Below are 16,083 nucleotides of genomic sequence, written 5' to 3'. Positions count from 1 at the left end.
CTAAAGCACTAGAACGCGCAGGGGCTTGATTTCATTGCTGTAAAACTTCTGTAACAGAAAACACGCGGAACACCGGGCTGACGGGCGAAATTAAAACCACCAGTTTAGGAAATCCTGCAATTCCCTCTACTTAAGCGAGAAGACTCGGACCTGACCTAATCGAAAGTATTAGAACTTGGATTTTTAGGATGGCGGGCAAAGTTGCTGAAACTTGAACTTTCCGCTATAGTCCTACCTCTATACTGTTAGTAACTTCGAATTCTGCTCTACGAGTACTGTTTACAATTTCGCCGCTTTTTTTTCGCGGTGTGGGTTAATAAGGGGGGAATAATGGGCATTCCGTTTCAGGATAGTGCTGTTCCAAACGATTCTAATCCCGAAGACTTCTCGATCAATTTCGTCGGCAAAGAACTCTTCTATTCAGATCAAACCATCCAAGGTGTTGAAAACGAATTCGGCGTCACCACGCGCCGGGTTGAAACCATCGATGCGCTGCCAGCGTCGAACGGATCAGACGTCGGAGCCGGCAAGGTGATCGTCGTCGATCAGGTTCTGCTTGAGGACCTGTTGAACCGCCCACATGTCTACAAGGACATTGCAGGGTCCGGCTGCCTCGCCTTTGCTTACCGCAAGGAAGAAGCCGCGCGCCTTGTGTTTGAAAAATGGGATCGTGGTCAGTTTGGCGACATCGGGTACTTGCCGATGAATGTTGCGCCGGACGTGTGGCGCTCGATCCTGCGCCTATTGCTGCATGAAGAGTTGTACCTGCCCTGTTTTCTTGCGGATTGTGTAGCGCAGTCCCCGGTACATTCGCCTGATGCGCCGGTGGCGCCAACAAAGCCGGGCGACCTGCATCCGATCTATTCCAAGCTAACACGGCGCGAGAAACAGGTGCTGCGTTTGGTGTCCAAAGGCCAGAGCAACAAGATCATCGCATCGAATCTGGGTATCACCGAACACACGGTCAAACTGCATATGCACAATGTTGCCGGCAAGATCGGTGTCAGCAATCGAACCGCAGCGGCACAATTCTTTTTCGAGGTCGCGCCAGAAGAAGCAAGAGAACTAACCGTTGACTGACGATTTTGAAGCCCGCTTTGACCGCCTGATCCTTATGGTCGGCAAGTTGAACTATATGTGGACCAACACGGAAAGCCTGTTGATTCACCTGATCGCGGGGTTGACCCGCACCAACAAGGATATCTCGGTCATCATCTTCCTGACGCTGAACACGACGCGCGCCAGAATTGATCTGGTCGAGCGGCTGGCCAAGATGGAGGGCCGCCCGCCGGACATCCGGGATCCCATCCTCAAACACACGCAGCGCCTCAGCAAACTCTCGGGCATCCGCAACCGGTACAACCATTGCATCTATTCCTTCGATCCCGACAGTGGGAATCCAAAGACGATTCTGATGCGCATCGCTGACCGGAAAACGGACATCAAGATGGGTCGCCAGGACACTGTGGATGAAGATGCGATGAAGGAAATCGAAAAGGTCGTCGATCAGCTTTCTGACGCCAACCGGGATATCTGGAAGTTAATCAACCAACTTGGCTTTCCAACCTGACGTCACCGTGGTGCGGGCGGTGGGACTCGAACCCACACGGGCATACGCCCTTCAGATTTTAAGTCTGATATGTCTACCATTCCATCACGCCCGCTCCTGCGTGACAGGCCACTGTTGGACCTGAAAATCTCAGTAAGGCGATCAGATCATGAATACAATCTGTTTCGCCGGGGAAAATTCAATTTACCCCGGCACCTGACTGTGACGCCGCACGTCAGGGTTGCACAGCGCTTGCGGCAGCGGCACCAAGCCGCTAACTCTTTCATATAGTGAAAAAGCATTTGAGTTTCGCCGTGAGCACCGAACAAAAGTCCTTTCAGGACCGCGTCGCGCAGATCAACGAACGCGCAGAACAGGCAGCCAGCACAGCCCCGGGTCCCAGAAAGGAAACGATCTGGCAACGCCTGGCCTATCCGGGGGCTTTTGTAGCAGCCTTTGCCGTGGGCGCCGCGGTGGTTTTCCTAACCCGTTACATTCAATTTCTGTCTGTTGGCGTTCCCGAACCCGGTCAGGTAAATACGCAGGACTTTGTCGGTATCGTGTTGGCCAGCATGGCCGGCATCGTCATTTCGAAGTTTCTGAGAGAAAAGCAAAAAGAATTCGCGGGCGCCTGCACGGCTGGCGTTTTGCTGACAACTTTTTCCTTCCATAATCTTGTCTGGAAGTACCCCGCCCAGTTCGAACGGATTTTCAACGAAGACTGGGTCGAATTCCTGCAGCGACTCACCGAACCCTCCAGTCTTTACATTTTTGGCTTAACAATAGGCCTGAACTGATGCGCACCATCGCCGCGCCTAGGTGCCTTCGAACCTCAGATAGATTCTGAACTACGGCTCAGAGGTTCGGACATCATTTGCTTTGCAGAGATAGTGGTGCCCCCACACGGACTCCGACGTCAATAATATCAACAACTTACAGTGAGGAATTTAGCTCGTTACGTGCATCTTACGTCTTTTTACCCGAAAGGTGATGGTCTCCCTTTCAGGTGACGTAACGCTCTATTTCCCCAAAAATAAGTTTCTATGTGCGCGATCTCCTTTCAACTCCTCACCAAACGATCGGACTCAACCAAAACACTAACCCTAATGTGGGGCCTCCGTCAGTTAAGACCCGAGACCAGTTTGTCAGAAATTTACCATAGATGAACTCGATCTTTGGTTTGATTGCGCCCGGCTGACGAATTAGTCATCCATCTAGATGCTTTTGGATTTCCTTAAGAGTCTCGAAAAGTTCCGGATTTATGTCCGCAGCTGTCATCTCGTCTATAACTCGAGATGACGTGATCGTAACTTTTAGCCTCTTCTGAATCTCTCCAGCAATCGTTGTGAAAACTGACTTTCCAGGGACAACGCGATATCGAAACTCTTCGTCATTCCATAGCGTTGTGAAGTTAGATTCTTCCTCCGCAGATATAGTTGCAATATCCTTTTTGGATCCCTTTCCAACCTCATAGCTAATTCTGGCTCCGATACGAGCGGATAAAGTCTTGGACTTCATTTCTTCGACACTGGCGCCGATGATGTCCATAACTAGCTCTTCGTATCCGTCAGGCAGGGAGTCGCCGCCATACTTCTCAACGACCGCTAAGATCGCATCGGGAACAAGCAAAAAGTTCTCGACCTCTTTATGAGGAAGAACTCGACAAAGGGTGTCTCCCACATTCACTTCGCTTAGAAAGTCTGCGATTTCTTCGTCGCAACGATAATCTCTGTCAAACACCGCAGACACAGGTATTTTGAAACCAAAGAAGTTCTCGAACACCCATGACGAAGTCGTAACTCGGGACCAGTTTGAGAAACCATCCGTTTTCATTAGTGTGACAGACGAATTTGAAATGAAATCCATTCCGCCAAGTTTCTTTGCGATTTTTGATAGAATCTTCGCGTCCTTGCCCTCGAAGTACATAACCTTCTTTGTTTTGGCGAGACGGGCAAACTGCGCGTTTTCTGAACTTCCGATTGCCGAATACACATCCGAATATCCGGCCTCCCCTTGAATGCGTTTTGCACCTCTCGATTCTGGCCGGACAATCAACACCTCGCCTGGCTCGACATCATTGATAATTTCGGTGGAGTGCGTCGCGATGAAGTACTGACCTACACGTTGACTGGCTAATCGCAACAAGCGGTGTTGCAAATCTGGGTGCAAGTATATGTCGGGCTCATCAAGAATGAGGGTAGTGGAATGGTTGGACGCCGAAAGGTGCATCATCGTTTGCATCCAAACCTGGAATCCGAACCCAGCCCACTGCACCTCCCTCACGTGAGGGCCATCTCTAAAGTACATTCTTACAACCGGACGTTTTCCTCCACGTTCGATTTCTGGACGAGTTACCCTGATGCCCGGCCATCCTAGTTCAACAAGATCAGCAAACGCTTCAAACTCAGCTTCGTTCTTGTGAAGCCAAAAATTTCTAAAGTTCCTGCTTGCCAGCCTTCCGTAGCGGTTTCTTTCAACAGTCTCCTGCAAGACCAATTCTTCGTTTTGCTCTAGGGGGCTGAGGGTGGGAACGATTACCAAGTTTAAAGGAAACTGATCTCGCAAAAACTGTGTGTTCTTCCTTGGTTGAAGATCGGTCTTTAAGTAGCATTCCAACGGCCCATCATTGGGCAGCAATACCTTGAAGGTATTACCATTTTCCAGCTTAACGGATATCCTTGCCCGCCCATCTCCGAAGTTGTGAATGCAGTAGCGAAGGTCTGTTTGAATTGCTGACGCAGGAACATCCCAAGTAGAACATACGCCATCGTCTCCTTGCGTCTTTAAGAACGCATTTCTTCGCCCAGCATATCTTAGGGCATCAAAGACAATCCTAAACGCATCCAAAGCAGTTGATTTACCAGCGTTATTCGGCCCAACCAGAACATTCTTCTCCCTGGCAGAGAGCGTAAATCTTGAAAAGGTTTTGTAGTCTTGGAACTCGACAGATTTAACTTTGCTCATCTCACGCATTCATAAAATTGATTTTACTTTTTGGGAAAGCAGGCTGTTATTGAAACCATCAACCAATGAAACTAACTAACGGCAGTTTGAAGCCAAGGTCCGTGGTTTTCCAGACCGTAGTGATCTGCACGGATAGCGGGGCTTCGGATGGAGCGAAGCTGCAACACCTCCACATAGTTCAAAGAACTAGTCGAAGTGAACCAGCCACGTTTAACACACAATCCTAAGCAGGTGTTCAAAGGCGACTATGTATCAATTCGAATCCCATATGCGGATTCCAGCCATACGTCATCTTACGTACATCTTACGTACATTGAGATCTTATAAGTCATTGATTTTAAAAGGTTTGTGGTGCCCCCACACGGACTCGAACCGCGGACCTACTGATTACAAATCAGTTGCTCTACCAGCTGAGCTATAGGGGCGTTGGGTGTCGATTACTGTCTCTTTTCGCGGACTGCAAGCCTCAATTTTCATCGGAACTTAGGGAATGTGAAATTTCCTTGTGGTGCAATCGAACACCGTTATGTGAGTTCCCAGATTTGACTGTCTCATCCACAGCCTGTAACTCGACAGACGGGCATAGGGATGCAAGGACATGAGCCGAATATGAAGGTTGCCATCCATGCGGGCGCGGCATTCACAGATGATGGGCGGTTGCTCAGGTCGCTGCAGGCTAACAGAGAAGCTCTGGCCCAAAACAGCGTGGCGTTTTTTGGACGTCGTCGCTATCGGCAGTTGTTCCAACCGACATTCCATGTGCTGAACACCCGCCCTCCTCTGCCGGATGAAATAGAAACACTTCGAAGCAGCTTATCTTGGGGTCCTGAAATCAAGCGCGCGGTTTTTACCAACGAAGGCTTTGTCGGAGATCCCGACACCCGGCTTTCGGAAGGTCAGTTTTACCCTCTGGCCGGCAAACGTATGTCCGTTCTGCAAGAAGCATTCGGAGAAAACCGGGTGGAGCTGTTCATGGCGCTTCGGAACCCCGGTAGCTTTATTCCCAAGCACCTGATGTCTCTGCCTGAAGACACGCGCAACGAGACAATCCGAAAAAACGACCTGAGCCATCTCAGCTGGGTTGAGATGATCGAAGATATCCGCGATTTCGCTCCGAAGGTGAAGATCACCTTGTGGTGCAATGAGGATACTCCGTTCATCTGGGGTGACGTCATGCGGTACGTTGGCGGGCTGCCGGACGCTGTACAGATCATCGGTGAATACGACCTGCTGATCTCATTGTTGACTGACGATGGCCAGGAACAGGCCAAAGCGCTGCTGGATCAGGACACGGCCCAGTCCCGGGCCGAGCTGCGCTATGCATTGGCACAGATTCTGGAAGACCATGCACAGCCTGATAAAATTGAGGAAGAACTGGATCTGCCCGGCTGGAGTAGCGAGGTCATCGACGCGTTTTCCGAACTGTATGAACAGGACGTCGCCACGCTTGAGGCGATGGATGGGGTAAGGGTTCTGAAACCCTGACCCCCGTGCAGGGCTCACATGCCCAGCGCTTCCTTGTACATTTCAAGCACCGCCTCTTCTTCGGCGATGTCGTCCTTGTCGCGCTTGCGCAGCGCAATGACCTTGCGCATCACTTTGGTGTCGTAACCGCGCGCTTTGGCTTCGGCCATGACCTCTTTCTGCTGCTCGGCCAGGTCCTTTTTCTCAGCATCCAGACGTTCAAACCTTTCGATGAACTGACGCAGCTCGCCCGCGGTTACACGATAGTTGGCTGCGGCCTGATCTTCGGTCATGTCTTCCATATTCATCTCTCCAAAAGGCTGCGATCTGATGCGTTAGCAACGGCACGTAGCCGGATACATTGCCACCGCCCAGGCTGCAAGCATCCAATCCCTGTTAGGCTTGTGCGCGCCTAACCGATCCGCTAAGCGCAGTGGAGATTTGCTGGGAAATGTGGGGCACCATGTTCGAATTCATCACCTGGGGCGGTGCTGCCCTGTCGCTTGCCGGCCTGCTGGGCCTGGTCTGGTGTATCCTGCGTGTGATGAAGGCGCGCAAATCCGGCTTGTCAGATGACGAATTGCGCGCCGCTGTTCAAAGCGTGCTGCCGTGGAATTTGGCGTCGCTGTTTCTTTCTGTGATCGGGTTGATGCTGGTGATCCTAGGGATTGCGTTCAGCTGAAGCCGATCCTCAGATCGGCATATTGTCAAAACGGGCTTCCATTGCATCTTCGCATAACGCGGCATCCAGCCGTCGCAGCCGCGATGGCACATGTACGCCCTGCTGTCGCATCCGATCAATCACATTGGTCACACTGGGCTGCAGCGCCAGACGCGTTTCGAGACAAGCGTTCTGCAGCTTTTGCTCCAGGTATTCGGCTTCGGAATACAGGCTATTCATAGACATCTCGATCCTCCCAGTTAGCGTTACAATCCATCATATAGGTAACCGTTTTAAGACTTGCCGAGCTTAACCCGGAAACGCGCGGAAAACTGCCTGTCCCCTGCTCGGCATAAGTAACCTAAGGCGGAATGATTAAATTCTACTCGAATTTGGATTAACTTGCCTTGACCCGCATCAAATCGAAGAAGGTTCTTGCATCACATTCCAAAACTAATATATGAACTAAGGTGCACGGACGGAGGACCAGATGACACCCATTGTGAAAGCGTTTTTTGATCCCGCAACCAACACGGTCTCGTACCTCGTGCAGGAACCCGAGGGCACGGCCTGTGCGATCATCGACAGCGTTTTGGATTTCGACCACGCTTCGGGTCGGACGGATACCAGTTCAGCTGACCAAATCGTGGCTTATGTGCGCGACAATGATCTGCGGGTCGAGTGGATTCTGGAAAGCCATGTCCATGCTGACCACCTGTCCGCGGCCCCCTATCTGCAACAGGAACTGGGCGGAAAAATCGGCATCGGAGAACAGATCGTGACGATCCAGGATACCTTTGGAAAGATCTTCAACGAAGGCACCGAATTCCAGCGTGATGGCAGCCAGTTCGACGCGCTGTTCCAAAATGGCGACAGCTTTCACGTTGGCCAGATGCGGGGCGACGTTCTGCACACGCCGGGTCACACGCCCGCCTGCCTGACTTACGTGATCGGAAACGCAGCTTTTGTTGGCGATACTTTATTCATGCCGGACTTCGGAACAGCGCGCTGTGATTTCCCCGGCGGTTCGTCAGAACAACTGTTCGAGTCGATCCAAAAGATCCTGTCGCTGCCGGACGAGACCCGGATTTTTGTCGGACACGACTACAAAGCGCCCGGCCGCGATGAGTTCGCATGGGAAACAACCGTCGGAGAGCAAAAGGCTCTGAACGTCCATATCGGACAGGGCAAAACAATCGAAGAGTTCGTCGAGATGCGCGATGCACGGGATGCAACACTGCCAATGCCCCGCCTGATCCTGCCGTCGCTGCAGGTCAATATGCGCGCAGGGCAGATGCCTCCGGCAGACGAAAAGGGCAACGTGTATTTGAAGGTCCCGATCAACAAGCTGTGATGCGGACCTTCCGAGAAATCAAAGGATAATCGATGTATACGGAATGGATATGGGGGCTGGCGGGCGGCTTGCTGATCGGGCTGGGCGCGGCAGTCTATCTGCTGGGCAATGGGCGCGTCATGGGTGCCAGCGGAATCCTCGGCGGGCTCGTGGACGGCAGTGACCGCACCCTTGAGAGGCTGAGCTTTATTGCGGGCGTCATCGCCATGCCGTTGCTGCTGCGGCCTTTGCTTTCCTCTGCGCCCGAGACGCACCTGACCAGCAACATCGCCGTGATCGTCATTGCCGGCATTTTGGTTGGCGCGGGTACGCGCATTGCCAATGGCTGCACCTCGGGACACGGGGTCTGCGGTATCTCGCGGTTTTCGGTCCGGGGTATCGTTGCAACGCTGATCTATATCGGTGCAGGTGGGGTAACCATTGCCCTTATGCGCCACGTATGGGGGCTGATCTGATGCGGGTTTTGATTTCGCTGCTGGCCGGATCACTGTTCGGCGCCGGTCTTTTGATCTCGGGTATGACCGACACCACAAAGGTTCAGGGTTGGCTGGACGTGTTTGGAAACTGGGACCCGACGCTGGCCTTTGTAATGGGCGGTGCGATCTTGCCGATGCTGATCGCTTGGCGCATGACAACCCATCGCACTCCGCTCGCCGGCGGTCAGTTTCCAAAGATGAGCCCACCCGAGTTGGACCGCCGCCTGATCATTGGATCGGTTATGTTCGGCATGGGCTGGGGTTTGGCCGGGCTGTGCCCCGGACCGGCAATCGCGTCGATCACCTATGGCGGCCTGGGCGGGCTTGTGTTTCTGGTGGCCATGATTGCCGGCATGTTTGCGGCCCCCGGACTTGGCGCACAACTAGACAGGACCGCAAACGCGGCCTAAGCAATTGCCATGGAGATTCGACCAATAACCCCCCGCTACGCCGTCTCGCCTCAGATCACGGTCGAGGACGTCCCAGCCATTGCCGAAGCAGGTTTCGTTAAGGTCATCTGCAACCGTCCAAATGCCGAAGTTCCGCCCATGATGCAGTCGGACGCCATTGGCGAAGCCGTCCGCGCGGCAGGGATGGAATATGAGGTTCTGGAGTTGACGCACCAGACCATGACTCCGGGGAACGTAGCTTTACAACGGGAACTGGCCGAAAGCTGCTCTGGCCCGGTTCTGGCCTATTGCGCTTCGGGAACCCGCTGTTCGGTTGTCTGGGCTTTGGGTCAGTGCGACCGCATGAGCACGGATGACATCCTGGAGGCCACGACCAAAGCTGGTTACATGCTGGAAAATCTGCGCCCGGCGCTGGACCACATCCGAAACACGGGTGAATGATTCCGAAAGGCGATCAGGTTAGGCCCGGTTCGTCCTCTAGCCCAGTCAACCCAGCCAACTGGGAAATCTCAGCCACCATCTTATCGGGGCTGTCAAAGCTCAGACCTGGATCTACGTCGCCTAAGCCGTCGACCCCAAGGGGCACCACTGCCTGGGTGGGGGCGGTCTGAATCGCATCTTCCAGAGTTTCAGGCGGCGAGCCTGCGCTCCGCGCCTCGAGAAACTCGGGCAGTTCGGACTGCTCCAGTGCCGCGACCGAAGTGTATTCGTTCAACCGAACAGCGCGCATTCCGCCGCATTGACCCAAACGCCCGATCGCAGCACGGCCTCGGTCGATTGTGAGGATTTCTGCGCGATCCAGCCTCGACCCAGTCAGCGGCAGAACATCCCCCACAGACAGACTCGATAGCGTCGCTAGTGGCAGCGACATCCGGCTGATCACCGTATTCAACTCGGCGCGTACGACCCCAGAAGCCTGTTCCAGGTTCGGGCCAGCCTCGGCCAGATCTGCCTCATCCTCGTCTGTTTCCGCCGGCAGATCAGGCAGCAGGACGGAAACCTGACCCTGCCTGAGGCCTCCGCCAAGCTCGACCGTCAATTCAAATACGCGATAGGCATCTTCGACCAGGGCCAACGATAATGTCCGCAGATCACCCAGCCGCGCCCGAAACTCGTACCCCGACAGGCTGGCCTGATCCGCACTCGCCTCGACCAGCCCAACCGCCCTGCTCAGCGCCTCTTCGACCAGCGGCGCGACCAGTGCTGCATCCGTATCGGTGTACGCACGGGCGTCGGGTTCGCCTGCCAAGACCTGCCCGATCGTCTGCACCTGAACGATCGCCGAGACCGCGCCCATATCCATGCAAATCGCAGCCGCCATCCCCTCGGCATTGCCGAACTGAAGCAGCAACCAATCCGCGCGAATCCCCTGCACTAGTGCGTCCGGTGTCCTATGGGATTGTTTTGCCCCGATCACTGTCAGCGGTAGTTGGTACCGGTCGCCTGCGGTGCGGGCAAAGGCCAGCCGAAGGGCCCGCAGCACGGAACGAGGCTTCTCGCCCTGTTCTTCCTGCCCCGCCGAAAGCTTGCGCGCCATAGCTGTGCTGACAGACTGCGTCATCCCGGATACCGATTTCAGTTACTGAGTCCGGTATCTGGTTTAACCCGGCGCTGGTTACCAATGTCTTTATGATGCCGCTACTGCGCGGCTTGTTGGTACGCCATCGGCAAGCGAACGCGAAACGCTGCGCCGCCCTGTCCGGGAAGGTAAGTGATCTCGCCCCCCAAGCGCTGCATGATCTCGCGGCAGATCGCCAGCCCCAGCCCTGCTCCCCCCGCCTTATCACCACCGACCCGAGCGAATTTTTCGAATACCATCGATTGCGCTTCGGGTGGAATACCGCTGCCGTTGTCGGTGAAATCAATGACTACCTGCCCGCCTACATCATGTGCGGAAATGGTCAGTACGGGGTCCTCGGCATCGCAATACTTTTGCGCATTGGAAATCAGGTTGATGAAGACCTGACCAAGCCGATCAAGATCCGTATGCAGGGGAATCCGTTCGGATTGTCGGGCCCGCCGCACCGTCAGGGTCGAACGCGATCCGGCCAGCGCGCTGGAAACGGCACGGTCCAGAACTGCACTCAGGCTCTCGCCGCTCATATTCAGGTTCACCCGGCCACTTTCCAAAACGCTGAGATCCAGCAGATCATCCAGCAGGCGGGTCAGCCGAAGCGCCTCGTCATGGATGATCGCGGCGTATCGCGTTTGTTCTTCCGGGGTCAGCCCGTCGCTATCCCGCATGATTTCAGAAAACGCCCGGATCGATGTCATCGGCGTGCGCAGTTCGTGACTCACCTGGCTGAGGAAGCTGTCTTTTTGCTCGGAAATCTGCGTCAGCTTGGTATTAGCCTCGCGCAACTGCCGCGCAGTCCTGCTGAGTTCGGCGGATTTCGCCTCTAGCTGGCTGGAGTATTCCAACATCTGAGCCGATTCGTCGGCCACCGCCAGAAGGTCCTCGACCGAGACCGACGAACCGCCAACAATCTGCCCGATCATCGCGTGGGCGGTCGCCGCCCCAACCGAGCCGCTGAGTTCCCGCTCCAGCCGCTCGAGGAATCCCGGCGTTGGCTCGGGCAGGCTAGTTCGTCCGCCCTGGGCGTGCGCCTCGGCCTGAAAGAACTCTTGCGCCGGACCTGCACCCAAAATCCGCTGGGTCATAATCATAAGGTCTTCGCTTTGCGCAACCGAACCGGACCAGCCGCGCGGCGCGACGGAATGGTCAAAGACGTTGACAAACTGCGCGCCCTGAAGGCGTTCCAGCGGGCTGGGAAAGCTCAGCAAGGATGCCGCACAAAAGGCAAAGGTATTCAGCGACAGTGACCACATCACCGTGTGGACCATTGGGTCCATTCCCTCGATCCCGAAAAGGGCCTGAGGACGCAGCCAACCCCACCCGAACGGGCCGTTCTGCAGCACCGTGTCAGGCATAATGGCACCACCCATCCCGGGCAGCAGCAGCGTGTAGATCCACAGAACGAAACCGACCGTCAGCCCGACCAAAGCCCCGGTCCGCGTCGCACCGCGCCAGAACAACCCGCCGACAAGGGCAGGCAGGATCTGCGAAATGCCTGCAAAGGCCACTAGCCCGATCGAGGCCAGCGCCGCGCCGCCACCCGAAAGTCGGTAGTAATAGTAACCCATCGCCATGATGACAGCGATCGACACGCGCCGCGCCACCAGAACCACGTTTCGAACATCACCCGAGACCGAGCCCGACCCTTCCTGCGTGCTCAGCCAGATCGGCATGACAAGATGGTTCGACACCATCGTCGACAGCGCCATCGCCGTGACGATGACCATGGATGTGGCCGAAGAGAACCCGCCGATGAAGGACAGCATCGCAAGCCAGTCATTGCCCTGCGACAGCGGTACAGTCAGTACGAACAGGTCGGGGTTCGACCCTTCGGGCAGCAAATCCAGCCCCACGACGGCGATCGGCACGACGAACAGGCTCATCAGCAGCAGATACAGCGGGAAGGCCCAGGCGGCGGTTCTCAGATGCCCTTCATCCGCGTTTTCGACAACCATCACCTGAAACATCCGCGGCAGACAGATGAAGGCGGCAGCGGACAGGAAGATAAAGGTCGTCCACCGCCCGGCATCCACGTTCCACTGTCCGATTTCCGATGCATCGATGCGCTCCATCATCGGGCCAATCCCGCCAGCTACGCCCCAAACCACGAAGATGCCGACAGCGATCAAGGCGAACAGCTTTACGACGGATTCCAACGCGATCGCGGTCACAACGCCATGGTGGCGCTCGTTTGCGTCCAGGTTGCGGGTGCCGAACAGGATTGCGAACATCGCCAGACCCGCTGCGACCCAAAAGACGCTGGAGCCCTCTCGGTAAAGGCCCGAAGGATCCGCCTCGGCAAAAATCGAAAATGACAGGGTTATGGATTGAAGCTGAAGGGCGATGTAAGGCGTGCCGCCCAACACGGCCAGAATGGTCACACAAATCGCCAGCGTGTTGGACTTGCCATAGCGGGATGAAATCAGGTCCGCGATCGACGTCACACGCTGGCTGCGCCCGACGCGCACCAGTTTGCGCAGCCCCCACCACCAACTGAGCATGACCAGTGTCGGGCCCAGATAGATGGTCACGAACTCTAACCCCGATCGCGCCGCATTTCCGACCGCGCCGTAAAAGGTCCAGGCAGTGCAGTAAATTGACAAGGACAATGTGTAGATCAGCGGAGACCGCAACCACGCCCCACGCCCTGCTGCCGCCATTCGGTCAGCCGCAAAGGCGACACCGAACAGCAATACAACGTAGCCAAGGCAAACAAGGATCAGAACGTTCAGGGTAGCCATCGGTCCGACTCTGCTTCGGAATCGTCACGTGCGGACATCCGTCTGGCGGCGAACCCGAAAACCAAGCTGACCGCTATCAGCAAAACCCAGCACGCAAAGATGTACAACATCGCCGAGGACAACGGCACGCCATCCTCGGGGCTGGTTTGGTTCGGCCACAGAAGCGGAAGCGCGATCAAGGCTGCGCCCAGAATGGGTAATAGCCGCGCCGCGTCCATCAACCTGCGGCGGCGGTAACTCTGACGCTCGAGAAACAGCGAAGGCCGGGCCCTTTGGGGCTTGCGATCTTCGCTCTCGCTCATGACCGCGTTGCCTGAGCGTGCAGGTCGCGCACAGCCGTCAGCACTTCGGCATTGGAAAACGGTTTGGTCATGAACCGGCTAACCCCTGCGTTTTCGGCCATCTCGCGATCGCGCGTCTGGCCGCGCGCGGTCAGCATCAGAACCGGCAAGTTTTGCATACCCTCAAGCCCGCGCAGATCGCGCAGAATCTCCATTCCGCTCTTGCCCGGTAACATAACGTCCAGAATGACCAGATCCGGGTTTGCGCCCTGAATCACCTGTATCGCATCCGACCCTTCTGCGTGCGTTTCGACCTGCCAACCCTCACGAGTCAGCAAAAAACGGATGGCCTCAGCGATGTTCGGCTCATCCTCAATTAACAGAACCTTACGGCTCATATGCTCCATCCCTCCCCGTGACGGGCTCTGTCCGCGAACCTGTCCGCGTCAGCTTACGCGTTCTGTCAGGAAACTGTCAAAAACCTTCGCTCAGAATCGACGGCTCGCGACGCGATGCACAGGTGTCGTTTGGGCAGACACGACAGCTTGGGCCAACCCGGGTGGCGGGCTGTGTATTCTGCTCTGCCTCGTTCACAGGACGGACCAGCATGACCGAATGATAAACGGGCGCATCGTCATACCCCGAAACCGATTGCGGCCACGCATAGGCATAGCAATCAAACTCGGCCGCCGTGCGCCCCAGTTGAACAACTCGCTTGCGGATCGGGACTAAGGGTCGGTTCAACGCCTGAAACACCGGCCAGAGCGGACAGGCCTCGCCAAACCTGGGCATTGCAAAGCCCGGGACGGATTTGCTGAACAAAATACTGCCCGACGCGTCACAGAGAACCAGCCCGGTCGGTCGTCCCTGATATCCGTCCGGCAAAGCTGCCAGCCGCCGCAACACAGTCGCGATGTCGACGGAGAACCGGCGCGCCAAGCGCAGCGGATCAGGCTCGCCTTCGGCCAAGGCCTTCTGAATGTCTTCCAAAGGCATGGCCTGCGCGTCCGTCGCGTAAACGTCCAGAAAGGTCTTGGCTACGGTGCGGGCCGCAGGCGATTCCAATGCGCTCAGATCAATCTCAGCGCTGCTACTGCCTGCTTCGATCTGTGGGAAATGGTTACGGTTGGCGGCAAAGAATGCCTCGACATCTTCGGACGGTACACCCCGGCGATCCTCGGCTGTCTCGGAATCGTCCAGATACGCAACCAACGACTTCGAGCTGTCGGCCAGGCGTTCGGCATCCTGATGAAGGTTGCGGTGAAACCGGTCTTGCCACTCGGGCTCAATCTCCTGCGTTTCAGCCAAAATTGCGGCCGTAGATCGAATCGCGGCGGCCGTGGACAGGACCTCGTGCATCGACGCCGCCAGATGCGGGTCATGGGTCAGGCGGTCTGACAAGGTTTCAACTGTGCGCTCCAGCGAAACCACCCTGCGGTGCATTTGAGCCAAGACTGCGGCCCACCCCGGAAAGCGGCCAGCGAACTCTTCCAGAGCGTCCACTTCGGCTTGCTGCCCCAACGCATCCGCCGCGGCCTCGCGCAGAGCTGAAATCAGCGTCGCCTCGATCCCTTGCGTCAACAGCGACGGCTCAACTGACAGCGCATTGGCAATATCGACCAACAGCTTGCCCCCAATCCGGCGACGGTTGTGTTCGATCAGATTAAGGTAAGACGCCGAAATCCCGACCTGCCGCGCAAGCTCGGCCTGACGCAACCCTGCAATCTGGCGCCGCTCGCGAATCCGGCTGCCCGTTAGTGTATCGCGCATGAACTTTCACCCATAGCAGCAACGCCTTTTCAAAACTCCCTATATATTTCTATAAGTTAGGCGTCAGTTTTCATAGCCCCTTTACAGCTTTCACAGTTTCGACAGTCGATCTCGGCCGCGCCTTGGGCATTCAGTTCGTCAAATATTCCGCCGCCCTCTTCTATTTTCCCTGAAATCCCTGCACGATAGCCGGATGAGCGACCCCGCCTTCGAATATGCCCCCATAGGACTGGTCGAGTTGGAAAACCGCATCATCCGGCGCTGCAATCTGCAGTTCGCCCGCACCTTTGGCGGGGAAGAGGCAGAGTATCGCAACATGCCGTTGCTGCACCTCTACCCCTCGGTCGCGGATTGGGAACGGATCGGCGAGCGCAGCCTGCAGGTGATGCGCGACACTGGGTATTACACCGACGAACGCGTAATGCGCCGCCGCAATGGCGATCTGTTCTGGTGTCGGGCGCGCGGTCGGTCGCTGACGCCCGATGATCCGTTTCGACACGGCATCTGGAGCTTCTCGGACATCTCGGAAGAACGCCCCTTGGTCGAGCTGACAACCCGGGAACGCGAAGTGGCCATCATGTCGTGCCGCGGCTTGTCGGCCAAGGAAATCGGCGTTGAACTTGGCCTCAGCTACCGCACGATCGAGGCGTATCGGGCCCGCTTATTGGAGAAGTTCGGCGCGCGTAAACTACCGGAACTTGTGGCAAAACTCTCGGGAATGCCACTCTGAACCCGCTCACTACTCAAAAACTTGAGAAAAACCCCTATCTGACAGGCTCGGACGCGCTTTTCATGACAGGGCGCTTAGCTTATAACGCTGCGTAATCAAGCCGAAGC

The 16,083-nt window shown here is 55.9% G+C and carries 18 protein-coding genes and 2 tRNA genes; 10 read left to right on the top strand and 10 right to left on the bottom strand.

Features of this window, described 5'->3' with window-relative positions:
- Positions 1 to 330 precede the first annotated feature (330 nt).
- On the top strand, positions 331 to 1,080 hold the full coding sequence (locus J7416_RS01355) for a response regulator transcription factor (RefSeq protein WP_209222348.1): 750 nt from the start codon (positions 331 to 333) through the stop codon (positions 1,078 to 1,080).
- A complete protein-coding gene (locus tag J7416_RS01350; protein ID WP_209222346.1) occupies positions 1,073 to 1,570 on the top strand; it encodes a hypothetical protein in 498 nt (165 codons plus the stop codon). Before J7416_RS01355 ends, J7416_RS01350 begins: the two co-directional genes overlap by 8 nt.
- Before the next feature lie 8 nt (positions 1,571 to 1,578).
- Here J7416_RS01350 and J7416_RS01345 read toward each other — a convergent pair.
- Positions 1,579 to 1,664 (bottom strand) — tRNA-Leu (locus J7416_RS01345).
- A 199-nt stretch (positions 1,665 to 1,863) separates the two neighbouring features.
- Between J7416_RS01345 and J7416_RS01340 the strand changes: the two genes are divergently transcribed.
- Positions 1,864 to 2,346: a hypothetical protein gene (locus J7416_RS01340; protein ID WP_209222344.1), complete on the top strand. Its 483-nt coding sequence runs from the start codon at positions 1,864 to 1,866 to the stop codon at positions 2,344 to 2,346.
- Between the two features lie 409 nt (positions 2,347 to 2,755).
- Here J7416_RS01340 and J7416_RS01335 read toward each other — a convergent pair whose 3' ends face one another.
- Together J7416_RS01335 and J7416_RS01330 are read right to left on the bottom strand one after the other, a co-directional pair.
- Positions 2,756 to 4,513, bottom strand: coding sequence for an ATP-binding protein (locus J7416_RS01335; RefSeq protein WP_209222343.1), 1,758 nt, complete (start codon positions 4,511 to 4,513; stop codon positions 2,756 to 2,758).
- A 349-nt stretch (positions 4,514 to 4,862) separates the two neighbouring features.
- A tRNA-Thr gene (locus J7416_RS01330) sits at positions 4,863 to 4,938 on the bottom strand.
- A gap of 184 nt (positions 4,939 to 5,122) precedes the next feature.
- Here J7416_RS01330 and J7416_RS01325 point away from each other — a divergent pair.
- Entirely contained in the window at positions 5,123 to 5,998 is an 876-nt protein-coding gene (locus tag J7416_RS01325) for a hypothetical protein (RefSeq protein WP_209222341.1), read from the top strand.
- Between the two features lie 14 nt (positions 5,999 to 6,012).
- On the opposite strand, the gene J7416_RS01320 is transcribed toward J7416_RS01325, so the two are convergent.
- Positions 6,013 to 6,279 carry a DUF2312 domain-containing protein gene (locus J7416_RS01320; RefSeq protein WP_170426601.1) on the bottom strand — a complete coding sequence of 89 codons (267 nt, stop codon included), beginning with the start codon at positions 6,277 to 6,279 and terminating at the stop codon, positions 6,013 to 6,015.
- Between the two features lie 161 nt (positions 6,280 to 6,440).
- Here J7416_RS01320 and J7416_RS01315 point away from each other — a divergent pair, with 161 nt between their 5' ends.
- On the top strand, positions 6,441 to 6,659 hold the full coding sequence (locus J7416_RS01315; RefSeq protein ID WP_209222339.1) for a hypothetical protein: 219 nt from the start codon (positions 6,441 to 6,443) through the stop codon (positions 6,657 to 6,659).
- Positions 6,660 to 6,668: 9 nt separating this feature from the next.
- On the opposite strand, the gene J7416_RS01310 is transcribed toward J7416_RS01315, so the two are convergent.
- On the bottom strand, positions 6,669 to 6,884 hold the full coding sequence (locus J7416_RS01310; protein WP_209222337.1) for a hypothetical protein: 216 nt from the start codon (positions 6,882 to 6,884) through the stop codon (positions 6,669 to 6,671).
- A gap of 244 nt (positions 6,885 to 7,128) precedes the next feature.
- Between J7416_RS01310 and J7416_RS01305 the strand changes: the two genes are divergently transcribed.
- From J7416_RS01305 to J7416_RS01290, 4 genes are read left to right on the top strand one after another with little or no spacing between them, the layout of a single operon-like run.
- Positions 7,129 to 7,992: an MBL fold metallo-hydrolase gene (locus tag J7416_RS01305; RefSeq protein ID WP_209222335.1), complete on the top strand. Its 864-nt coding sequence runs from the start codon at positions 7,129 to 7,131 to the stop codon at positions 7,990 to 7,992.
- Positions 7,993 to 8,024: 32 nt separating this feature from the next.
- Positions 8,025 to 8,447: a YeeE/YedE thiosulfate transporter family protein gene (locus J7416_RS01300; RefSeq protein WP_170465386.1), complete on the top strand. Its 423-nt coding sequence runs from the start codon at positions 8,025 to 8,027 to the stop codon at positions 8,445 to 8,447.
- Entirely contained in the window at positions 8,447 to 8,878 is a 432-nt protein-coding gene (locus tag J7416_RS01295; RefSeq protein ID WP_209222333.1) for a DUF6691 family protein, read from the top strand. Before J7416_RS01300 ends, J7416_RS01295 begins: the two co-directional genes overlap by 1 nt.
- 9 nt (positions 8,879 to 8,887) lie before the next feature.
- Positions 8,888 to 9,319: a TIGR01244 family sulfur transferase gene (locus tag J7416_RS01290; RefSeq protein ID WP_209222331.1), complete on the top strand. Its 432-nt coding sequence runs from the start codon at positions 8,888 to 8,890 to the stop codon at positions 9,317 to 9,319.
- Positions 9,320 to 9,332: 13 nt separating this feature from the next.
- Here the strand turns inward: J7416_RS01290 and J7416_RS01285 are convergent, their stop codons facing one another.
- The 5 genes from J7416_RS01285 to J7416_RS01265 form a co-directional block, all read right to left on the bottom strand.
- The gene (locus tag J7416_RS01285; protein ID WP_209222329.1) at positions 9,333 to 10,439 is read right to left on the bottom strand and encodes a FliM/FliN family flagellar motor C-terminal domain-containing protein; all 1,107 of its coding nucleotides are present in this window, start codon (positions 10,437 to 10,439) and stop codon (positions 9,333 to 9,335) included.
- A 77-nt stretch (positions 10,440 to 10,516) separates the two neighbouring features.
- The gene (locus tag J7416_RS01280; protein ID WP_209222327.1) at positions 10,517 to 13,195 is read right to left on the bottom strand and encodes an ATP-binding protein; all 2,679 of its coding nucleotides are present in this window, start codon (positions 13,193 to 13,195) and stop codon (positions 10,517 to 10,519) included.
- The gene (locus J7416_RS01275; RefSeq protein ID WP_209222325.1) at positions 13,183 to 13,497 is read right to left on the bottom strand and encodes a hypothetical protein; all 315 of its coding nucleotides are present in this window, start codon (positions 13,495 to 13,497) and stop codon (positions 13,183 to 13,185) included. The genes J7416_RS01280 and J7416_RS01275 overlap by 13 nt, the downstream gene beginning before the upstream one ends.
- Positions 13,494 to 13,874: a response regulator gene (locus tag J7416_RS01270; protein ID WP_170426611.1), complete on the bottom strand. Its 381-nt coding sequence runs from the start codon at positions 13,872 to 13,874 to the stop codon at positions 13,494 to 13,496. The genes J7416_RS01275 and J7416_RS01270 overlap by 4 nt, the downstream gene beginning before the upstream one ends.
- Before the next feature lie 76 nt (positions 13,875 to 13,950).
- Positions 13,951 to 15,246: a helix-turn-helix transcriptional regulator gene (locus J7416_RS01265; protein WP_209222323.1), complete on the bottom strand. Its 1,296-nt coding sequence runs from the start codon at positions 15,244 to 15,246 to the stop codon at positions 13,951 to 13,953.
- Between the two features lie 193 nt (positions 15,247 to 15,439).
- On the opposite strand from J7416_RS01265, the gene J7416_RS01260 reads away from it, so the two are divergent.
- Complete coding sequence (locus J7416_RS01260; RefSeq protein ID WP_170426613.1) at positions 15,440 to 15,976, top strand: helix-turn-helix transcriptional regulator; 537 nt, start codon at positions 15,440 to 15,442, stop codon at positions 15,974 to 15,976.
- Positions 15,977 to 16,083: the final 107 nt, after the last annotated feature.

It is taken from the genome of Ruegeria sp. R14_0, from assembly GCF_017743975.1.
Lineage (GTDB): Bacteria > Pseudomonadota > Alphaproteobacteria > Rhodobacterales > Rhodobacteraceae > Ruegeria.
The sequence above is the reverse complement of the archived record's forward strand: the minus strand, read 5'-3'. Positions and strand labels throughout refer to the sequence as shown.